Annotated in this window: 12 protein-coding genes, 2 tRNA genes and 3 rRNA genes; 3 read left to right on the forward strand and 14 right to left on the reverse strand. The window is 58.1% G+C overall.

All coding sequences use genetic code 11. The features are described 5' to 3' along the window. Positions 1-17 precede the first annotated feature (17 nt). A complete protein-coding gene (locus I6I07_RS03045; RefSeq protein WP_027457584.1) occupies positions 18-974 on the reverse strand; it encodes an IS110 family transposase in 957 nt (318 codons plus the stop codon). Between the two features lie 504 nt (positions 975-1,478). Here I6I07_RS03045 and I6I07_RS03050 point away from each other — a divergent pair. After that, on the forward strand, positions 1,479-2,264 hold the full coding sequence (locus I6I07_RS03050; protein ID WP_049405861.1) for a hypothetical protein: 786 nt from the start codon (positions 1,479-1,481) through the stop codon (positions 2,262-2,264). 108 nt (positions 2,265-2,372) lie between these two features. Here the strand turns inward: I6I07_RS03050 and I6I07_RS03055 are convergent, their stop codons facing one another. The 3 genes from I6I07_RS03055 to I6I07_RS03065 form a co-directional block, all read right to left on the reverse strand. Then, positions 2,373-2,582 carry a hypothetical protein gene (locus tag I6I07_RS03055; RefSeq protein ID WP_049405863.1) on the reverse strand — a complete coding sequence of 70 codons (210 nt, stop codon included), beginning with the start codon at positions 2,580-2,582 and terminating at the stop codon, positions 2,373-2,375. A 62-nt stretch (positions 2,583-2,644) separates the two neighbouring features. Next, the gene (locus I6I07_RS03060) at positions 2,645-4,705 is read right to left on the reverse strand and encodes a ParB/RepB/Spo0J family partition protein (protein ID WP_059889416.1); all 2,061 of its coding nucleotides are present in this window, start codon (positions 4,703-4,705) and stop codon (positions 2,645-2,647) included. A 65-nt stretch (positions 4,706-4,770) separates the two neighbouring features. Beyond that, the gene (locus I6I07_RS03065) at positions 4,771-5,598 is read right to left on the reverse strand and encodes a DUF932 domain-containing protein (protein ID WP_049405868.1); all 828 of its coding nucleotides are present in this window, start codon (positions 5,596-5,598) and stop codon (positions 4,771-4,773) included. A 519-nt stretch (positions 5,599-6,117) separates the two neighbouring features. Here I6I07_RS03065 and I6I07_RS03070 point away from each other — a divergent pair. Next, the gene (locus tag I6I07_RS03070; protein WP_227740135.1) at positions 6,118-8,454 is read left to right on the forward strand and encodes an ATP-binding protein; all 2,337 of its coding nucleotides are present in this window, start codon (positions 6,118-6,120) and stop codon (positions 8,452-8,454) included. Positions 8,455-8,545: 91 nt separating this feature from the next. On the opposite strand, the gene I6I07_RS03075 is transcribed toward I6I07_RS03070, so the two are convergent. From I6I07_RS03075 to I6I07_RS03120, 10 genes are all read right to left on the reverse strand, one after another. After that, positions 8,546-9,055 carry a JAB domain-containing protein gene (locus I6I07_RS03075; RefSeq protein ID WP_049405870.1) on the reverse strand — a complete coding sequence of 170 codons (510 nt, stop codon included), beginning with the start codon at positions 9,053-9,055 and terminating at the stop codon, positions 8,546-8,548. Positions 9,056-9,408: 353 nt separating this feature from the next. After that, positions 9,409-10,473 (reverse strand): PDDEXK nuclease domain-containing protein, encoded by a 1,065-nt coding sequence (locus I6I07_RS03080; RefSeq protein WP_049405872.1) that lies wholly within the window; start codon positions 10,471-10,473, stop codon positions 9,409-9,411. Then, the gene (locus I6I07_RS03085; protein ID WP_049405874.1) at positions 10,470-11,669 is read right to left on the reverse strand and encodes a tyrosine-type recombinase/integrase; all 1,200 of its coding nucleotides are present in this window, start codon (positions 11,667-11,669) and stop codon (positions 10,470-10,472) included. Before I6I07_RS03085 ends, I6I07_RS03080 begins: the two co-directional genes overlap by 4 nt. Positions 11,670-11,892: 223 nt before the next feature. Further along, positions 11,893-12,258, reverse strand: a complete 366-nt coding sequence (locus I6I07_RS03090; RefSeq protein WP_035359985.1) for a DUF4870 family protein — start codon at positions 12,256-12,258, stop codon at positions 11,893-11,895. A gap of 449 nt (positions 12,259-12,707) precedes the next feature. Beyond that, positions 12,708-12,820, reverse strand: a 5S ribosomal RNA gene (gene rrf, locus I6I07_RS03095). Between the two features lie 201 nt (positions 12,821-13,021). Continuing rightward, a 23S ribosomal RNA gene (locus I6I07_RS03100) occupies positions 13,022-15,900 on the reverse strand. A 304-nt stretch (positions 15,901-16,204) separates the two neighbouring features. Further along, positions 16,205-16,280 (reverse strand) — tRNA-Ala (locus I6I07_RS03105). A gap of 31 nt (positions 16,281-16,311) precedes the next feature. Continuing rightward, a tRNA-Ile gene (locus I6I07_RS03110) sits at positions 16,312-16,388 on the reverse strand. A gap of 132 nt (positions 16,389-16,520) precedes the next feature. Continuing rightward, positions 16,521-18,050, reverse strand: a 16S ribosomal RNA gene (locus I6I07_RS03115). The 16S, 23S and 5S rRNA genes sit together here with 2 tRNA genes alongside, the layout of an rRNA operon. A gap of 1,374 nt (positions 18,051-19,424) precedes the next feature. Beyond that, positions 19,425-19,901 (reverse strand): Lrp/AsnC family transcriptional regulator, encoded by a 477-nt coding sequence (locus I6I07_RS03120; RefSeq protein WP_006392938.1) that lies wholly within the window; start codon positions 19,899-19,901, stop codon positions 19,425-19,427. 156 nt (positions 19,902-20,057) lie between these two features. On the opposite strand from I6I07_RS03120, the gene hppD reads away from it, so the two are divergent. Next, positions 20,058-21,170, forward strand: a complete 1,113-nt coding sequence (hppD, locus tag I6I07_RS03125; RefSeq protein WP_054432676.1) for a 4-hydroxyphenylpyruvate dioxygenase — start codon at positions 20,058-20,060, stop codon at positions 21,168-21,170. The last annotated feature ends 30 nt before the right edge of the window (positions 21,171-21,200 follow it).

Genomic DNA, 21,200 nt, shown 5'->3' on the forward strand with positions numbered 1-21,200 from the left:
GACACTCTCCAGCAATTTCAGGCCTGTGCAAGCTGGTCATTCCATGGCCGCCCGCTTTTGACCATGGCATTCAGGATAATCAGCAGCTTGCGCATGCAGGCCACGATGGCCACCTTCTTCGGCTTGCCTGCCGCCAGCAGACGCTCATAGCAACGCCGTATCACGGCGTTGTGACGCATGGCGACGATGGCGGCCATGTACAAAGCGCTCCTGACCGCGGCACGTCCGCCGCAGATGAAGCGTTTGCCGCGGGCCTGGCCCGAGTCCCGGTTCATCGGAGCGACGCCTACCAGCGCAGAGATCTGCCTGGCCTTGAGCCGGCCAAGCTCTGGCAGCTCGGACATCAGCGTCGCAGCCGTTGCCGGACCAACCCCTTTGACGCTCTTGAGCAAGGCGGCCAGATCGGGCTGATGGTACGCCAAGTGTTCCGCAATCCTCCGATCCAGCGCTTCAAGCTGTCTCGACAGCACATCCATCAGTTCCACAATGTCCTGCACCACCTCGGCATGCGCCATGTGCTTGCGCTGGCGCTCACTGACCAGAAGGCGCACCAGTTGCCGGCGTCGAAGCACCAGTGCATGAAGGTATTGCTGCGCCTGGTCTGGCATCGGCTTGATGAAGCGGTCTCGATCCGGCCGCAGATTCAGCACCTGGGCCAGCTCAGCCAGCATGCGGGCATCCACGCTGTCGGTCTTGACTAGGCGCCCCATGGCCTTGGCGAAGTCCCGTGCCTGCCGAGGGTTGATGACGACGACAGCGAATCCCGCAGCTTGAAGTGCGCAGGCGCAGGCCAGTTGGTACTGTCCGGTCGCCTCCATCACGATCAGCGAGACCTGATGGTTTTTCAGCTCTTCGATCAACGCTTGATGCCCGGCACCATCGTTGCTGAATATGGCCGTAGGCTGCTCGTGCCCCATGGCTACATCCATGGTCTTCTTGGAGATGTCGATACCGACTGCAATTTGATTGGCCATGATCCCTGCGTCCCTTCCTTGCAAATGCGAACGGCGTTCACGCAACTGTTCGGGCTTTCAGAGATCGGGCGCATGCATGCGCCCAAGACTCACGCACGGGCTCCATGGGCACCGAGGGATGACGGGCTACATGCTGCGGCCAACCCCGAACCCTGACAGGTCCGGGCGTGACGGCACTGCCGGACACGCACTTCAAAGATACAAGGGATTGGAGCCGGATGGCCGTGACGGCAAAGACGGCACGGGGCGCAGCCCGAAAGCCCGGCGGCGCATCGCGCCGACACGACCAAAACAACCAACATCAGGCACCATAGAGCTTTCTGAATCAGTGCCAGCGTATAGCGGACAACAACTCCAACACGTTTAACGATGACTCAAACACTTTGCCCATATGCCCTGACGCCGCTCGCATCGGGAGAAAGCAACGATGAGCACATACTTCCCGTCGCCCTGGGCGCTCCGGCCAGCTTTACGGTTCGCGCGCTAGCCGCTGAAAACAGTCGGATGAATGACCTCATCGACGAGCCGACAGTCAACGATCCGATGGTGCGTTTTCTGGCTATGTCTCAGGGAGTGGTCTCCCGGTCTGGCAACGTCAAAGCAGCCGTGGATGGAACTGTTCACGGTAGCGGCGAGGACGTGAGAGCTATGTTCTCGCAGAACGGTCTGGATCTGAAGTTCCATCAGCCAGTGGACACCGACAGTCAGGGACGAGTGATCGGTGTTCGCGGCTTTGGTGATGCGGCCAGACAGATGGCGAACCAAATCGCGGCGAACTACGCAAAGAAGGGCATCGCCGTCGAACTTGGGGCAGAGACAAGCCAGGGGCAACCTCAACTGAACATGCGGCTAGTCGCCGACATGCTCATGATTCGGCGGCAACTGTTCAAAATCGCCTATCTCACGACAGTGAGAATCTTCGGTGACGAGGCAATCACAGGGCCAAGTGGTCAGCAGCTACGGGCTGCGATGATGGCCGAGAGTGATGAGGCTCTGGCTCGCACCAAGATCGCCGGCGCGGCGTTCCAGCCGCTGCCGCCCGGGTTTGCTCGTTCTGCAAGACACGCTGAACACGCCATTACCTGCGCCGTTATGCCCAGCGTTGGTGTGGTGATTTCCATTGATCTGTTTGGGTGCTTCACCCTATTTACGGTGACACCTGCGGCTGGAATCTCTGCCGATGAAGGAACGGGCGAGGTAATCACGATTGACGCCTCCAGCTCGAAGCTCACGAGCCACCCATACCTAGAGGCGCTGCCAGGGCTGGTGGCAGCCTCCTTCCGGGGCTGACACCTCTAACGCCGCCACCTGAGCGACCGCGAGGGCGGCGGCGTTCTGATTCGGCTGTTGGCCTTCAACACCGGGCGCGGCCACTGCCGCGCCCGGATTTTGCCGCGGTTATTCCTTCGTCTCGATGATCCACCACACGGCGCGCGGCAAGGCGCGGCCCGTGATGGGGTGAATGTCCGTGAGGTCAGCGCGGGCCGTCCAGCCCGAGGGCGGACGGTAGCCGCGCACGTCGCCTTCGCCGTGCCAGCGGCGGGCGCGCACCGTGCCGGGTGCGTAGATTGCCGCCATGCGTGGGCGGCTGGTGGTAGTGCGGATCATGAGCGGTTCTCCTTCCAGCGAAGCGCCCCGGTCGAAACCGGGGCGCTTGCCTGCGGCGCGGGTCAAGCGGCCAGCGCCTCGGCGGATTCATCCGCCACAGCCTCGGCATCCATCGGCGCGTCCTGCTCCGGGCCTTCTCCCTGCGCGGCATCCTGCGGGCCTGCGGCCTTGAAGGTGACGGGCATCCACCCCGTGCCATCCGCCAGCCGTTCGGCTTCGCTGGCAATGTCGGCCTTCTTCAACTTCGCCAGCCGGGAAACCTGCTCGGGCGCGTACTCGCCCACGGCTTGCAGAATCGCGGCCTTCGGCACATGCCGGAAATAACCGTCATTGGTGGGCTGCCACCATGCGGCCATGTTCAACCCCACGGCCTGCGCGAGTTCTGCGCCCGGTTGCTGCGGCGTGGCGCGGGGCGTCACCACGTCCACCGTGGACGCCACGCACAAGGCCAGCAGGCGCACCAGTTCATCTTGCGGCTTCGCCAGCAGCGCGGCGAACAGTTCGGCGCTGTCCTGCGGCAAGGCTTCGCCCGCCACCTGTTGCAGTTCGCGCAGCGCCACGGCGGCGGGCGATTCCGGCCAGTCCGGGGCCATGCCTTCCAGTCGGTCTTGCACTTTCAGGCTTACGCCCAGCGGCAACGCATCATGGCGGGGGCCGTAGTGGCTCCCCTGCATGACGGTCTGTACCATGCCATGCACCACAGCAGCCAGCGCGACTTGTGGATGCCGGGCCACCTCGATTTGCAGCGCGGCGGTACGGTGGGCGCTCAACCGCTGCGCCAGCCGGTCGGACATGGCGGCGGCCTTGGGTTGCTCCTCGTCCTCGCCTTCGTCGTCGTTCTCGGCACCCTCGCCGTTGAAACCCTGCCGCAGCTTTTCCAGCGTGCGCAGCGCCTTGGCCTCGGCCTCGCGCATCAGGCCGCGATGAATCACGGCTTCGCCGTTGCGGTCGATGGTGACGATGGCACCGGCTGCGGCCATCACGTTCGGGCTGTAGCCCTGCAAGCCATCTTCCAGCGTCTGCAACTGCTCGCCCACGGCTTCGCCTTCCTCCTGCAAAGCGTCGGCCTTGTCCTCGTCGTCGGCATCCATCGCCGTATCCACGGCTTCACCGATGGCCCGCATCTTTTCCTGCAGCTTTTCGATGCGCTGTGCCTCGCGCTTGTTCGGCTCGCGGCGCTCCCTCGGCGCACGCTGGAAAGCGTGCAGGTCGGCATGGGTCACGCCCGGCGTGGCATCCACCCAGGCCCAGCCCTCGGCGCGGACGGTGGCGGCGATGCCCGCCAGCCGGTCTTGCGCCAGCTGCTCCAGCAGCGCGGCATCGGTCAGGTACACGCCCGCATCGCCTTCCGCGAACAGGTCACGGCGCACGCCACCGCCTGCGGCCTCGTAGGTGTCCAGCCCGACGAAGCGCACCAGCGGATGCCGGTAGGCGTCGATTTCTCGCTCGGTGAGACGGTCGCGCAGTGCGGACGGCTGGCGCTGCCATGTCGGCGCATCGTAGAAGGCGCTTTCCTGCGCGGCGTGGTCGTCAGTGATGGACAAGGCCATCAACTGATCGAGCGTGACGGCATCGGCGCGGTAGTCGGCCATCAGGCGCGGCGACACATTGGCGAGTTTCAGGCGGCGTTGCACCACCAGCGGCGTGACGGAGAAATCCGCCGCAATGTCCTCGATGGGGCGGCCTTCGGCCACCAGCGCGGCGAATGCTTCGAACTGGTCGGCGGGGTGCATGGCTTCGCGCTGCACGTTCTCCGTAAGGCTGGCGGTGCGGGCCGTGCAATCGGCCACTAGCAGGCAAGGCACCTCCCATTCTTTGCTGATGCGGTGCTTCTTCGCCAGAAGCTTGAGGGCTGCGAGGCGACGGCCACCGGCCACGACTTCGTAATGCTCGCCATCGGCGGATGCGATCACGATCAGGTTTTGCAGCAGGCCGACACGCTGAATGGACGCGGCCAGTTCGGGGATGGACATGCGCGGGGTCTTGCGCACGTTGCGGCCCGTGGGGCGCAACACCAGCCGCGACAGCGGAACCAGAATCAGGTTCTTGGTCGGGTCGGCGGCTTCCAGCGGGATAGCGGCGGCGTTGACGGCGCGGACTTCGGTGTAGGTGATGGCGTTCATGGTGGTTCTCCAATCGAGTTAAACAAGGAATGGAGGGGAAACCGCCCCTCCGGCGGGGGGACGGGTCAGGCTTTCAACTGGCGCAGGCCATCGGCCAGCATCCACAAGGCGCGATTCAGGCGCACATCGGAATCAATGCCCTGCACGGGGCGGGTCTGCTGGCGGCGTCCGTTGGCGCTGCGGCCATGCAATCCGCCTTTGGTCAGGTTTTCTTGGGTGCGGTTGAACACGCTCCACAAGTCCGGGCGGCGGTCGTCGAACCGGCGCGGCATCAAGATTTGCGATTCGGTGATGGGCGCGGGCTTGTCCGGGTCGTCGTACTTGAGGGACAGCGCGGCGCGGGCGAAAACTTCGGCCTCGCCCTCGTCCAAGGTGATGCCGCGCATCAGGTCGCGGGATTCCTTCACCCGCTCGAAGCCGCTCAATACCTCGAAAGCACCTTCGATGACGGAACCGGCCACGTCGCCTTTGTGGGGGACGCGCACATCGGCCACGGTTTCGCCGCACACGAGGCCATTGCTGCAAACGAACCGGAACATCCCGGCCAGCATCTGATAGCTGCTCGTGCCGTCATGGGAGTTGAGCAGCACGATTTCATTGGCTTCCGCGCCGTTGATCTGGCTGGCGTGGCGCAGGCGAATCATGTGTTTGGTGTGCTCGCGCTTGCCTTCATTGCGCACGCGGGTTTGCGTCACCATGAAAGGCTGGAACCCTTCTTTCCGAAGCTCGGTCAGCACGGCGGCGGTGGGGATGTAGGCGTACCGCTGCGAACGGCTTTCATGCGGGGCGTCCGCGAAGATGGACGGCGCGACACGGTGAATCTGGTCATCGGTCAGCGGGTAATCGCTGCGCAGCGAAGGGGAACGGGAAGCGAAACGGGATGCGAGTTGCATGGTCTTTCTCCTGACGAAAAGGGTTTGCTGTTCAAACCGCACACCGGATTCCTAGATTCGGAGCCCAGCCTTTCGGCTGTTTTGTGCGGTTGGCACGAGGAACCCGGTTGGCCCTGTTGCCACCGTCTTTCCTGAGTTCATCGCCCGCGACGGTCAGGAGCGCGCGAACGGGTGCCGTCAAGGAGGCAAGCGCAGGGTTGGTGCGGCCCGCAGGCGCAGCCGAGGACACGGCCCTGCGCGCCTTGACGGCACACGACCGCGGGCTACAGTCGCGGTGAAGGTGATGAAATCAGGGGAGACGGCTGGACATGGCAACGGCCCCCCCTGTGTGCCGAACCGCACGGCAAGCGAAGCGCGCAGGCCCGAAGCTGGAAGCCGGGCCGGAGGCGTCAGCGATGCGAAAGGCTGGCTGGCAAAGCCAGTCCCGCCAGGGATGAGCGACTAGCGAACCTGGAGCAGCGCGATCCGCGAAGCGGAGACGCAAAAGAACTCTTCGTTTATTATTTATTTTGCAAGCAAATGTTGCTAAAGCAAGAACACGGGGGGCTAAAAGTGATCGTCTGTATTAACCGTCTCAAGCAGTTCGGCATCTTCAGCGACTTCAATGGAACGAAGATCCAGAAGTTCGGCCGGTACAACCTTGTCTATGGCTGGAACGGAACAGGCAAGTCAACCCTATCGAATCTATTCTCTTGCTTTGAGCTTCGCTCGATGGTTCCTCGCTTCAGTGCGGGCCAGTTTTCAGTCGTTTTGGAGGACGGCTCCACGATCACGGAAACCACACTCCCGTCATCCCAATTAAATATCCATGTCTTCAATCAACGATTTGTGCATGAGAACATTGATTGGGACAAATCCGTAAAAAGCATCCTTCTCATTGCGAAAGAGAAGATTGATGACTTGCAGAAACTGGAGAAGCTAAAAGGCGAGCTTCAATCGAAAAAGAAAGCTCACGACGAAAAGCAAAGCGACATCAAGAAGCAGCGTGAAGCATTGGATAAATTTCTGACCAATGCTGCCAAAAAAATGAAGCTAGGACTTCAGGCGATTGATACGAGCGATAGCTACTACTTGAATTACGATCGCCGAAAGCTTTCTAATTTCATTCAGAGTAATGGCGATGCCATTATTAAGCCTGACTCGGTTCTTCCAGATGAAAAGGTCATCGACCTTACGAATGCCGCCAAGCCAGATCAGCTTCCAAGCATCACTTTCGCCTCAACGGCCATTGAGCCGGACTACTTTAAGAAGGCGGCAGGTCGCATCAGAGACTTGATTGGAACTACAGCAGTCAATCAAGCTATCCAGCGGCTGACTGATAACCCGGACATTCGTGACTGGGTTCAAACAGGCTTGGAAATTCATAAGAACCATGATTCGCAATCCTGCGAGTTCTGCGGCTCCCCATTCACCCAGCTTCGTGCCGAGGCACTTGCCGCTCACTTCAGCAAAGAGTTCACGGATTTTCAAAGCCGACTTCAGAGCGCCGCGATTTGGATTGAATCTCAAGGTGCTCCAGCCAATCAGTTGCCCGCAGCGACGGAGTTTTATAAAGAGCTATCGGCTGACGCAGATAAGCTCCAGAAGGAATACACATCTGCTGCTGAGAAGATCAACCAGCAAATAAACGGATGGCGGCAAGCTCTGAAAGCCAAAATTACAGACCCTGCAAAGACAGACATTCAGATTTCGGATGTGGTTGAAGAGGATGTCACGAATTTCAATGAGATCCTAAAGTCGATCGTTGCGCTCGTCGGAAAGCACAACAATAAGACTTCAAACTTCAAATCTGAGACATCCAAAAGCAAGGTGGCACTGGAACTTCACTTTGCTGCGGCTGAGGTGCAAGAATTTGACTATGCTGGAAGTGAGAAGAAATGCAATGACCTTGAGGCTGAAGCAAAGAATGACTACAAGGAAATTGAAAAACTTGGTCAAGAGGTCGGAGCAATAGAGGCGCTGCTCTCAAATGAGACGGTTGGGGCGAAGGAGTTCAATGACATCCTGCATCGTTTCATCGGTCGCTCTGAGCTTTGCCTGAGCTTTAATCAAAAGAAAAAAGGCTATGAGATCATCAGAAACGGAGTGGGTGAGCATGATGGGAATTTGAGCGAAGGTGAGAAGACTGCGATTGCATTTGTCTACTTCATCACGAAGCTCAAAGAAAACGGAAACAACATCAAGGAAACGATTGTGGTTGTTGATGATCCCGTCTCAAGCTTTGACTCAAATCACTTGTTTCATGCCTATTCGTTCCTAAGAACTCAATGCACTGAAGCCAAGCAACTTTTTGTGCTGACTCATAACTTCACCTACTTCAAGCTAGTGAGAGACTGGTTCACTGGAACGAACAGGAACAGGATTGCCAAAGGAAAAGCTGAGAATTGCTTCTTCTATCGACTGGATGCGCCTCCTGGCTCACCCCGCCATTCGCTGCTTGTTGACGCCGATGATTCTCTGAAAAATTACGGCTCTGAGTATCACTACATCTTCAAAAAGCTCTATGAATACAGGGCGCATACGATCCTTAATAGAGATGAAGCCTTTTTGACTGCGAACCTCGCTCGCAAGCTCATTGAATCGTTCTTTACCTTCAAATATCCCAGGCGGAGAAGCGACATAAGTCAACTGATGGATGTTGGTCTGAAAGACTGCGCTATCACAACGCCGGAACTCAAGGAAAAAATATATCGCTTTATCAACAAATACTCGCATAGCGATGTAATTGAAATAACCGAGGAATCGGCAGAAAACTTGGCTGGCGAAAGCCATAGCGTCATCGGACACATCTTTCAGTGGTTTGAAGAAGTGGACAAGAAGCATTACGACGAAATGATTCAGGTTGTGACTTCTTGAGCATTAACTTCAGAACGAAGGCACGGACAGGCAAGGGCTGTGCGCAGGCCCTGCCAGCAGGCGCAGCAAAAAGGGGCCGAAGCCCCTTGAGCTAGATCAGCCCACGCTCGGCGAACGATGCCGTTGCGTTGCCGGCGACGATGACGTGATCGAGTACGCGCACGTCCACAAGCCCCAGTGCTTCCCTGAGCCGCTGGGTCAGCGTTTGGTCTGCCGCACTCGGCTCGGGATTGCCGCTCGGATGATTGTGCGAAACGATGACCGCGGCCGCGTTGTGCCGCAGGGCTGCCTTGACCACCTCGCGCGGATGAACTTCGGCCGAGTCGATGGTGCCCTGGAACATCTCGGCATACTCGATCAGACGATGCTGTGTATCGAGGAACAGCACAGCGAACACTTCATGCTCGAAGCCGCCCAGCTTGGTGCACAGGTACTCCTTGACCGCCGCCGGCGAAGTGAACGATGCACCGCGCTGCATCTTGTGCTCGATGGCCTGGCGCGCAGCATCCAGAATCTGGTCGGCCGTCGCCGGCTGGTAGTGACCCTGCGCATCGCGCACCATCAGCGAGGCGTCGAACGAGGAAAAGGAAAATTGCGACATGAGCGTGCTCCGGTTGCACGGGCGGAATTGCCCGGAACCGTCGCCAGCACGGCGCAGCGCAAGCAGTCAGGGGTCGCAGACGGCCGCCAGGACGCAAGCGCGCATAGCGCGCGAAGCCCTTGACGGCGAGAACGCCGTGATACGGTGAAGGGAACAGCAAGACCGCCCACACCCGCCCACTGCACACCCTCGGCTTTTGGGGCAAGCGGAGCGCGCAGGCCCGGATCAACGAGCAGGGCCGGAGGCGTCAGTGATGGAAGCCCGGCAGGGACGAGACTCGCGCCGCGAGGCTCGATGCGCAGCACGACAGCGCGACGGCGGTGCGCCGGGACGCCCAAATGCCCGGGACAGAACTACTCGGCATCCGTCTTGCGCTGCTCAATCTGCAACCGTGCCCGTTCGGTCGCCTGCTGCAACCGCTCTCCCAGCACCGCACGCGGTGGCAAGCTCGTCAGGTACTCGGCAACGTGGATGCCCGACTTGTCCAACTCCAGCAACTCGATCTGCTCACGCTTCTTGCCGGTGCAAAGAATGATCCCCAGCGGCGAGGCTTCTTCCGGCTCGCGCTCATGCTTGTCCAGCCAGCGCAGATAAAGCTCCATCTGCCCCTTGTACGCGGCCTTGAACTCGCCAACCTTCAATTCCACCGCCACCAGGCGCCGCAGCTTGCGGTTGTAGAACAGCAGATCGAGGTGGAAATCCTCGTCGTCGATCTGGATGCGTTTCTGCCGGGCAACGAAGGAGAAACCCGCACCCAGTTCCAGCAGGAAGGACTCCATTTCGCGGATGATCGCGGCCTCCAAGTCGCCTTCCTGCCAGGTGTCCCGCAGCCCGAGGAAGTCGAGGATGTACGGATCGCGCATGACCAGGGCGGGCGACATGCGCTGCGCATCGCGCATCGTCGCCAACTCCTGCGCGATGGTTTCGTCCGGCTTTTGGGACAGCGCCGTGCGCTCGTAGAGCATCGAGTCGATGCGTTCGCGCAGCGTCCGCACGCTCCAGCGGCCGGCGCTCGCCATCTGCGCGTAATAGTCCCGCTGGAGCGGGTCTTTGAGCGGCAGCAGGGCCAGAAAATGTGACCAGCTCAATTGTCGTGACAGCGTCACGACAATTGGCTCGTCCGAGTAGGTGGCGGCGAACTGCACCATCCGGCGCAGATTCTTGTCCGCGAAGCTGCGCCCGTAGTCGCGTACCAACTGCTCGGCCAAGGTTGGCAGGATTTCCTCGCCGTACCCGGCTCGCTGACCGGCCAGCACTTCCGTATGGATGCGCTGGCCGATGCGCCAGAACAGCAGGGTCAGCTCGGCATTGACGGCCGAGGCAGCGCGCTTGTGCGCCGCCTCGATCAGCGCCCGAATATCGCCCAGCAGCGCCGACGGCACTGCGGAGGACGCCACGGATACTTTGCGCCGGTTCATGTCGTCACCTCCACGGGGCGCTGCGCCCTAGTGATTGTCTTGCGCCGGTTCGCCACCAGTTCGGCCGCCTTGCGCACCGGGTCATCCTCGGTGTGGACATAGCGCATGAACATCGCCACGGTCTTGTGCGCCGTCAGCGCCATGCCGACCTTGACCGGAATGCCAGAGTTGGCAATGTCCGTGGCCGAGCGATGGCGGATGCCGTGCGTGCCGACGTGGGCCGCGCCGGCCGCCTTGAGCGCGCGGCACCAGCCGCCGTAATACTCGCCCGTGGTCAAGTGCTGGCCCGTATGGCTCGGGGACGGCAGCACATGGGGAATGCCGTCCTGCCTCGGCGCGGTCGAAAGCAGTCGGTAGGCTTCCTCACTCATCGGCTTGGACATGCCGCCGGTCTTGCTGTCGGGCCAAACCACGCGGCGGTTCTCGAAATCCACCCAATCCCATTGGAGCGTGACGATTTCGCCACGGCGGGCAGCGAACTCGAATTGCAAGCGGATCGCCAGGGGAATGACGTAAGGCTCCAGCCCTTCCGCCTCCAGCTTGCTCAGATGGCGGAAGATCCGCGCCATGTCCTCGTCGCTGATGAGGTGCGTGGCCTTCCCGTTGGGGTACATCGGGACGTGGCGGCACGGGTTGGTTCCATCCGTCCGGTAGCCCCACACCTCGGCCAGATTGAACATCCTGCGCATCACGCTGAAAGCGTTGTTGGCCTCGGCCGGCTTGTGGGCCATCTTCTTCATCACTGTGGCCACGTCGGGCCGCTTCACGTCCTGCACCTTCATCCGGCCCAGCATCGGAACGATGCAGCGGTCTATGACGGCCTGATAGCCGCGTTGCGTGCTGGGCTTGTTGCGCAGCTTGGAGTAGTCCTCCATGAACTTGCCACACAGTTCCGCGACCGTGGGCGCGGCACGGGCGGCGGCCTTGGCCGCCCCAGGATCACCGCCCTTGCGCACCTCGGCCAGCCACTCCTGGGCCAAGGCGCGGGCCTGCTCGACAGTCAGTTCCCCATACAGGCCCAAGGCGGGCTTGCGCCGCTCTCCGGCGTTCGTGCGGTATTGCAGCATGAACACCTTGCGGCCCGCCGGGGTGATCTTGCAGAGGAAGCCGGGCACCATCGTGTCCCGGAGTTCGACAGCCTGCGCCTGCGGTTGTGCCGCATCGACGGCGGACTTGGTGAGCTTGAGTTTTGCCATGATGACTCCTCGGAACAACCCGGTTTCCAAGAACCACATGGGAGCCATGCGAGCACAAGCCGGGTCAGGTTTCAGAAAGCACCGGCATATGTTGAACTCGCCTAAGTCATTGATAAACCTGCTGTATCTGGCTTGGGCGTAGTCCGGCGTAATATCGGGCTGGAGTCATCGTGAAATAAAAAAAGGCCGGCGTAAGCCGGCCTTTGTGTTCGAGCGCCTGGAATCAGGCGTAGGAGGTCGGTGCGACGCCGTCCAGCAGGGCCAACCAGCCCTTGATCAGGCGGTACAAGCCCCACACCACCGTCGCGACCACGCCGATCCAGCCAATATAGATGATCAGCGCCAAGCAGCTGATGGCCAGCCACAGCAGCGCCCACCAGAAGGTGCGCAACAGCCAGTCGAAATGGGCCGCATAAACGGTGCCGGCGACGTCCGAGCGCTTCAGGTACATCAGCACGACGGCCGCCAGCGTGGCGATGCCCAGGAAACCACTGGTCAGAAAGCCCAGGGCGAACAAACCATAGGCCACATGGGTCAGCGTGCGCAGGTCTAATGCCGTACCGGGCGCGGGGGTCTGGGTATCACTCACGATTACGCTCCAACAATTGACTCGGTCAATCTTACCGCACAAACCCAGCCGGCCCACGAGCGTTGTTATTTGGGCACATTCAATGCTGGCGCGGGTTGCAGGCTTGCTCAAGGTGATTTTGGGTGTCCGTTTTCAGCGCCAGGAAGACAGCCGCGCCGTCGATTGCGCGAGCTGGCGCGCCGCCCTGAAGGCAACATCGCCGGGCTGAAGCCAACGCTGAAAATCATCAGCTCACAAAGCAAAAACCCCCGTGCGGCGCCAGCCGCACGGGGGTTTCTTTTTGGGGTTCGCAGCGTGGCATCGGACGAGAGCGTCCGCGCAAGAGACGTTCACCGACGAAAAGACGTCCACCCGACGCCGCCCGTCTCAGAGACCTGGCCAAGCGCCAGTTTGCACGCACAAAAGACAAAACCCCACAGGCGTAGCCTATGGGGTTTTGCGGAATAAAAGCCTGACGATGACCTACTTTCACAGACGTCCGTCCACTATCATCGGCGCAAAGGCGTTTCACTGTCCTGTTCGGGATGGGAAGGAGTGGTACCACCTTGCTATGGTCGTCAGGCGTAACTGGTTGAGAGATTGTCCTTGGGGGACAACCGCTCCAATCTTGGAAGAAGCGCAACGTGTGGGAGATCAGAGGCTAGCTCGATGATCCCGCACAGTGGGTGTAATTGGTGTTGGCTGGCTGCTGACGGGGCAGCCAGATTTTGTATTGAACGACACTTGGAACGCTATACCACCAGGTCATAACCATCAGTGTTATAGGATCAAGCCTCACGAGCAATTAGTATCGGTTAGCTTAACGCATTACTGCGCTTCCACACCCGACCTATCAACGTCCTGGTCTCGAACGACTCTTTAGGGGGATCAAGTCCCCGGGATACCTAATCTTCAGACGAGTTTCCCGCTTAGATGCCTTCAGCGGTTATCTCTTCCGTACTTAGCTACCCGGCAATGCCATTGGCATGACAACCGGTACACCAGAGGTACGTCCACTCCGGTCCTCTCGTACTAGGAGCAGGCTCCGTCAAGTATCCAACGCCCACGGCAGATAGGGACCAAACTGTCTCACGACGTTTTAAACCCAGCTCACGTACCTCTTTAAATGGCGAACAGCCATACCCTTGGGACCGGCTACAGCCCCAGGATGAGATGAGCCGACATCGAGGTGCCAAACACCGCCGTCGATATGAACTCTTGGGCGGTATCAGCCTGTTATCCCCAGAGTACCTTTTATCCGTTGAGCGATGGCCCTTCCATTCAGAACCACCGGATCACTATGTCCTGCTTTCGCACCTGTTCGACTTGTCAGTCTCACAGTCAAGCACGCTTATGCCATTGCACTATCAGCACGATTTCCGACCGTACCTAGCGTACCTTCGAACTCCTCCGTTACACTTTGGGAGGAGACCGCCCCAGTCAAACTGCCCACCATGCACTGTCCCCGATCCGGATAACGGACCAAGGTTAGAACCGCAAACAAACCAGGGTGGTATTTCAAGGATGGCTCCACGTGATCTAGCGACCACGCTTCAAAGCCTCCCACCTATCCTACACAGGCCGGTTCACAGTCCAATGCAAAGCTACAGTAAAGGTTCATGGGGTCTTTCCGTCTAGCCGCGGGTAGATTGCATCATCACAAACACTTCAACTTCGCTGAGTCTCAGGAGGAGACAGTGTGGCCATCGTTACGCCATTCGTGCAGGTCGGAACTTACCCGACAAGGAATTTCGCTACCTTAGGACCGTTATAGTTACGGCCGCCGTTTACCGGGGCTTCGATCAAGAGCTTGCACCCCATCACTTAACCTTCCGGCACCGGGCAGGCGTCACACCCTATACGTCGACTTTCGTCTTTGCAGAGTGCTGTGTTTTTAATAAACAGTCGCAGCCACCGATTCTCTGCGACCCCATCATGCTAAGCGCGCAGGCGCTTCACACTACCGGGGTATACCTTCTCCCGAAGTTACGGTATCAATTTGCCGAGTTCCTTCTCCTGAGTTCTCTCAAGCGCCTTGGAATATTCATCCCGTCCACCTGTGTCGGTTTGCGGTACGGTCTCGTACAGCTGAAGCTTAGAGGCTTTTCTTGGAACCACTTCCAATCACTTCGCAAGCAATGCTCGCTCGTGCCATACCCTTGATTTACGCGCCCGGATTTGCCTAAGCGCCATCTTCGATACAGCAACAGGGACATCCAACACCCTGATGATCTTCCGCGATCCGTCCCCCATCGCACTGTACGACGGTACTGGAATATTAACCAGTTTCCCATCAGCTACGCATCTCTGCCTCGCCTTAGGGGCCGACTCACCCTGCGCCGATGAACGTTGCGCAGGAAACCTTGGACTTACGGCGAGGGGGCTTTTCACCCCCTTTATCGCTACTCATGTCAGCATTCGCACTTCTGATACCTCCAGCAGCCTTTACAAGCCACCTTCGCAGGCTTACAGAACGCTCTCCTACCGCGTGCACTAAAAGTGCACACCCGCAGCTTCGGTTTATCGCTTAGCCCCGTTACATCTTCCGCGCAGGACGACTCGATCAGTGAGCTATTACGCTTTCTTTAAAGGATGGCTGCTTCTAAGCCAACCTCCTGACTGTCTATGCCTTCCCACTTCGTTTCCCACTTAGCGATAATTCGGGACCTTAGCTGGCGGTCTGGGTTGTTTCCCTCTTGAGTCCGGACGTTAGCACCCGGTGCTCTGTCTCCCAAGCTGTACTTGCGGGTATTCGGAGTTTGCCATAGTTTGGTAAGTCGCCATGACCCCTAGCTATAACAGTGCTCTACCCCCGCAGTAATACTTGAGGCACTACCTAAATAGTTTTCGGAGAGAACCAGCTATTTCCAGATTTGTTTAGCCTTTCACCCCTATCCACAGCTCATCCCCTAATTTTTCAACATTAGTGGGTTCGGTCCTCCAGCACGTGTTACCGTGCCTTCAACCTGGCCATGGATAGATCATCTGGTTTCGGGTCTACACCCAGCGACTGAATCGCCCTATTCGGACTCGCTTTCGCTACGGCTTCCCTATTCGGTTAACCTTGCCACTGAATGTAAGTCGCTGACCCATTATACAAAAGGTACGCAGTCACCCCACAAGGAGGCTCCTACTGTTTGTATGCATACGGTTTCAGGATCTATTTCACTCCCCTTCCGGGTTCTTTTCGCCTTTCCCTCACGGTACTGGTTCACTATCGGTCGATCACGAGTATTTAGCCTTGGAGGATGGTCCCCCCATCTTCAAACAGGATTTCACGTGTCCCGCCCTACTTTTCTTACGCTTAGTTCCACACACAAAATTTCGTCTACAGGGCTATCACCTGCTACGGCCGGACTTTCCATTCCGTTCGACTATCTTGCATGCTAAAACGTAAAGGCTCTTCCGATTTCGCTCGCCACTACTTTCGGAATCTCGGTTGATTTCTTTTCCTCGAGCTACTGAGATGTTTCAGTTCACCCGGTTCGCTTCCACTGACCTATGTATTCAGTCAGGGATACTCCTTGCGGAGTGGGTTTCCCCATTCGGATATCTGCGGATCAAAGCTTGTTTGCCAGCTCCCCGCAGCTTTTCGCAGGCTACTACGTCCTTCATCGCCTGTGATCGCCAAGGCATCCACCATATGCACTTAGTCGCTTGATCCTATAACGCTGTAGGCTATAGGACCTGAGTATTAGCGTTTGTGCCGTTCATAAGTTTCAAAGCAGTCTGAGGTTATTCACCCCAGTCTTGAGAACTTGGAACAAAATTAATGCAATCACAACCCGTACTTATCTTCATCAGCTTGCGCCGAGTACTTGATAAGTACATTTCGTTGTGCTTCTTCCAGATTGTTAAAGAACGAATATAGCTGTCAGGTAAAACCTAACTCATAAGACCGGGCAGAAATTATCTACACGACGCTATGAGTTAGCCTCTACATCACCACCAGGTGATCTTAAAGTCTTGGTGGAGGTGAACGGGATCGAACCGATGACATCCTGCTTGCAAAGCAGGCGCTCTCCCAGCTGAGCTACACCCCCATATTCACGGTATCAACTACCTGCGAATACTTGGTGGGTCTGGTTGGATTCGAACCAACGACCCCCGCCTTATCAAGACGGTGCTCTAACCGACTGAGCTACAGACCCAAAACCTTCTCGGATCAGTAGTCAGGAGTCATGGACACAGGGAGGAATCCCTCTACCCAAGCCCACAACCGATCCCAGCTATATATCAAACAACCGATAAGAGTGGACGCTTAACACGAGCACTAAGCTCTGAAAGGAGGTGATCCAGCCGCACCTTCCGATACGGCTACCTTGTTACGACTTCACCCCAGTCATGAATCCTACCGTGGTAATCGCCCCCTTGCGGTTAGGCTAACTACTTCTGGTAAAACCCACTCCCATGGTGTGACGGGCGGTGTGTACAAGACCCGGGAACGTATTCACCGCGACATGCTGATCCGCGATTACTAGCGATTCCGACTTCACGCAGTCGAGTTGCAGACTGCGATCCGGACTACGATCGGGTTTCTGGGATTGGCTCCCCCTCGCGGGTTGGCGACCCTCTGTCCCGACCATTGTATGACGTGTGAAGCCCTACCCATAAGGGCCATGAGGACTTGACGTCATCCCCACCTTCCTCCGGTTTGTCACCGGCAGTCTCATTAGAGTGCCCTTTCGTAGCAACTAATGACAAGGGTTGCGCTCGTTGCGGGACTTAACCCAACATCTCACGACACGAGCTGACGACAGCCATGCAGCACCTGTGTTCCGGTTCTCTTGCGAGCACTACCAAATCTCTTCGGCATTCCAGACATGTCAAGGGTAGGTAAGGTTTTTCGCGTTGCATCGAATTAATCCACATCATCCACCGCTTGTGCGGGTCCCCGTCAATTCCTTTGAGTTTTAATCTTGCGACCGTACTCCCCAGGCGGTCAACTTCACGCGTTAGCTGCGCTACCAAGGCCCGAAGGCCCCAACAGCTAGTTGACATCGTTTAGGGCGTGGACTACCAGGGTATCTAATCCTGTTTGCTCCCCACGCTTTCGTGCATGAGCGTCAGTGTTATCCCAGGAGGCTGCCTTCGCCATCGGTGTTCCTCCGCATATCTACGCATTTCACTGCTACACGCGGAATTCCACCTCCCTCTGACACACTCTAGCTCGGTAGTTAAAAATGCAGTTCCAAAGTTAAGCTCTGGGATTTCACATCTTTCTTTCCGAACCGCCTGCGCACGCTTTACGCCCAGTAATTCCGATTAACGCTTGCACCCTACGTATTACCGCGGCTGCTGGCACGTAGTTAGCCGGTGCTTATTCTGCAGGTACCGTCAGTTTCACGGGGTATTAACCCATGACGTTTCTTTCCTGCCAAAAGTGCTTTACAACCCGAAGGCCTTCATCGCACACGCGGGATGGCTGGATCAGGGTTTCCCCCATTGTCCAAAATTCCCCACTGCTGCCTCCCGTAGGAGTCTGGGCCGTGTCTCAGTCCCAGTGTGGCTGGTCGTCCTCTCAAACCAGCTACGGATCGTCGCCTTGGTGAGCCGTTACCCCACCAACTAGCTAATCCGATATCGGCCGCTCTAATAGTGCAAGGTCTTGCGATCCCCTGCTTTCCCCCGTAGGGCGTATGCGGTATTAGCTACGCTTTCGCGTAGTTATCCCCCGCTACTAGGCACGTTCCGATACATTACTCACCCGTTCGCCACTCGCCACCAGACCGAAGTCCGTGCTGCCGTTCGACTTGCATGTGTAAGGCATCCCGCTAGCGTTCAATCTGAGCCAGGATCAAACTCTTCAGTTTAATCTCTGTATTTGTTTCGTATTTCTTAGTTCCGAAGAACCGAGTCATACGTCGCTACTCAAAGGAAGTGAGGTATGTTCTTAAACTTGACGTCTAAGGTACTTCACTTCTAGTGAGCACTTGATTTCATTGTGCTTGTGACCGAAGTCACTATGCACTCGCATCAAGCGCCCACACTTATCGGTTGTTTAATTGTTAAAGAGCGGTACTGCTAAATTCTGCACTACTTACTGCATCTTCTGCTTTCTTCGGCGATTTCGCTTTCGCGTCGATCGCTGTGTCAGCAGCAGAGAAACGAGATTATGAAGAAGTTTTTATCGTTTGTCAAGTCAGCGTCGTTTGATTCACTTCGCTTTCTTGCCTACGACCTCTTCAGGTCTCACCAGGCTCGCACCCGGCTTTCTCTTTAGCAGCTATCGAAATATCAGGGTTAACCCTAAGTTTTCGGTAACTGCCAAGCCTGAAACTATAACACAACTTTTGCAGATCATGCAACCGGCTTTTGCCTAATTTGCATCCTATCTTGCAACCCTGCCGCACCGGTGAATCACTTCACTTTCACAGCAGCTCCGGATCACTCCAGAGGTTGGTTACCGCCCAGTCAGCTTGCAACGCCTTTCAGACCACCCTACCGGGTAAACCCTGATTTGCCGTCACCAGCCAAGCCCAAGACTATAGCACAATTTTTGCAGGTTATGCAACTGGCTTCTGCCTGATTTGCACCACCTCTTGCAAAATTCGCTGACTGCCGGTTCGAGAGAATCATTGCTGACCCACCGCCTTGCTGCCCTGCGGCAGATCCGTTCGCCGTAGCGTTCGAATCCGTTGCACTTGCCTGGCCTCGCTGCTCAACAAAACTGCTTGAACTGCGAAGGAGCGAGACTATAGCACAGAATTTTGGCTTGTCACGCCAGGATGACACTCGTTTTGCAGAAAGATGATGTTTTCGAGGGACGCACCCTGTATTTCCCCTGGGAATGTCATGCACGTCTCACTATCGGGGACCCGAATCCCGGGAAAGCGCTCCCCCGAATGCGGTGCAGTCAGGCGGGTCCGATCGCGCCCCGGGGAGGCAGTCATCCCACCCGCCCCTATATATAGTGGCGAGACAGCTTGATGGCATCCCCCTTCAGCTTTTCCACGCAAGATGTCGACGACCTGGCGCCGTCACTCTCCCTATGGGCTGTCCTGCCTATATATAAGGGGCAGCTTCCCTTCCCAGAATGCTGCCCCTGATATGCGCGCCCTTACCCTATATATAGATAGGGCTCGACGACGAGGCACCCCCTGTCCCTTTCCGAGAAGCCCTCCACTCGATGTCGGCATCCCTATATGGAAAGCGCCGCAGAAGAGGCGGACACACCTGCCACTCCCCTACAGCCGCAGCTCGGTGGTCTCCTTGATCTGCTGTAGCGCGAAGAACGACCGCATGTCGACCACCGCGGGATGGCGCATCAGGGTGTCCATGGCGAACTTGGAGAAATGCGCCAGGTCGGCGACCTGGATGCGCAGCAGGTAGTCCATGTCGCCGGACATGGCATAGCACTCGACCACCTCGGGCCAGAGCTGGACATCGCGGGCGAAGTCGCTCATGGGCGCATGACTGGAACCGCTGTGCTTGTTCAGGCGGATGTTGACGTAGGCCAGCAGGCCCAGCCCGACCTTTTCGGCGTCGATCAGCGCCACGTATTTCTTGATGAAGCCCTTCTCTTCCAGCCGCCGCACCCGGCGCAGGCAAGGGCTGGGCGACAGGGAGACGCGGTCGGCCAGCTCCTGGTTGCTCAGGCGGCCATCGCGTTGCAATTCGGCCAGGATCCTTATATCTGTCCTATCCAGCTCTATGTCAGACATTTTCAGCCCCATATTTTTTATCTTGGGCAATATTATTGCTCAACCTTGCCACTTTCGCGACATGTTTGCAATTGTCTGCCTGCCTTTCCTCCCTACAATCTTCATCCTAGACTTGAACGACAAGTCGCCTCTACAACGACTCAAGGGAGCAGACTCATGAGCAGCGCTTTCCAACCCTGGGACAACCCGATGGGCACCGCCGGGTTCGAATTCATCGAATATGCCGCGCCGGACCCCGCCGCGCTGCGCAAGGTGTTCGAACTGCTGGGCTTCAAGGCAATCGCCAAGCACCGCCACAAGGACGTGACGCTGTACCGCCAGGGCGGCGTGAATTTCCTGATCAACGCCGAACCCGATTCCTTCGCGCAGCGTTTCGCCCGCCTGCATGGCCCGTCGATCTGTGCGATCGGCTTTCGCGTGCAGGATGCCGCCGCCGCGTACAAGCGCGCGCTGGAGCTGGGCGCCTGGGGTTTCGACTCGCACAGCGGCCCGATGGAACTGAACATCCCCGCGATCAAGGGCATCGGCGATTCGCTGATCTACCTGGTGGACCGCTGGACTGGCAAGGAAGGCCACGGCGGCATCGGCGACATCAGCATCTATGACGTCGACTTCGTGCCGGTGGATCCGCAGAATGCGCAGGCCGACCTGAACCACCGCGGCGCCGGGCTGACGCTGGTGGACCACCTGACGCACAACGTGCACAAGGGCCGCATGGCCGAGTGGTCGGAGTTCTACGAGCGCCTGTTCAACTTCCGCGAGGTGCGCTACTTCGACATCGAGGGCAAGGTGACGGGCGTGAAGTCCAAGGCCATGACCTCGCCGTGCGGCAACATCCGCATTCCCATCAACGAGGAAGGCACCGAAGAGAAGGGCCAGATCCAGGAATACCTGGACCTGTACCGCGGCGAAGGCATCCAGCACATCGCCATGGCCACCGAGGACATCTACGGCACGATCGAGGCCCTGCGCGCCAATGGCGTGGTGTTCCTGGATACGCCGGAGACCTACTACGAGCTGCTGGACCGCCGCCTGCCCAACCATGGTGAAGACGTGCCGCGCCTGCAGAAGAACCGCATCCTGCTGGACGGCGCCCCCGACGGCGGCCTGCTGCTGCAGATCTTCACCGAGAACCAGATCGGCCCGATCTTCTTCGAGATCATCCAGCGCAAGGGCAACGACGGTTTCGGCGAAGGCAATTTCAAGGCGCTGTTCGAGTCCATCGAACTGGACCAGATGCGCCGCGGCGTGGTGAAAGCCGTCGACTGACCGCTTCCCCCTCCAGCGCTGGGGCCCATG

Source organism: Achromobacter deleyi (assembly GCF_016127315.1).
Classification (GTDB): Bacteria; Pseudomonadota; Gammaproteobacteria; order Burkholderiales; family Burkholderiaceae_B; genus Achromobacter; species Achromobacter insuavis_A.

Coding starts and splice junctions, on each gene's coding strand:
- I6I07_RS03045 (WP_027457584.1), bottom strand. CDS start 974: ATGGCCAATCAAATTGCAGTCGGTATCGACATCTCCAAGAAGACCATG.
- I6I07_RS03050 (WP_049405861.1), top strand. CDS start 1,479: ATGAATGACCTCATCGACGAGCCGACAGTCAACGATCCGATGGTGCGT.
- I6I07_RS03055 (WP_049405863.1), bottom strand. CDS start 2,582: ATGATCCGCACTACCACCAGCCGCCCACGCATGGCGGCAATCTACGCA.
- I6I07_RS03060 (WP_059889416.1), bottom strand. CDS start 4,705: ATGAACGCCATCACCTACACCGAAGTCCGCGCCGTCAACGCCGCCGCT.
- I6I07_RS03065 (WP_049405868.1), bottom strand. CDS start 5,598: ATGCAACTCGCATCCCGTTTCGCTTCCCGTTCCCCTTCGCTGCGCAGC.
- I6I07_RS03070 (WP_227740135.1), top strand. CDS start 6,118: ATGTTGCTAAAGCAAGAACACGGGGGGCTAAAAGTGATCGTCTGTATT.
- I6I07_RS03075 (WP_049405870.1), bottom strand. CDS start 9,055: ATGTCGCAATTTTCCTTTTCCTCGTTCGACGCCTCGCTGATGGTGCGC.
- I6I07_RS03080 (WP_049405872.1), bottom strand. CDS start 10,473: ATGAACCGGCGCAAAGTATCCGTGGCGTCCTCCGCAGTGCCGTCGGCG.
- I6I07_RS03085 (WP_049405874.1), bottom strand. CDS start 11,669: ATGGCAAAACTCAAGCTCACCAAGTCCGCCGTCGATGCGGCACAACCG.
- I6I07_RS03120 (WP_006392938.1), bottom strand. CDS start 19,901: ATGTCTGACATAGAGCTGGATAGGACAGATATAAGGATCCTGGCCGAA.
- hppD (WP_054432676.1), top strand. CDS start 20,058: ATGAGCAGCGCTTTCCAACCCTGGGACAACCCGATGGGCACCGCCGGG.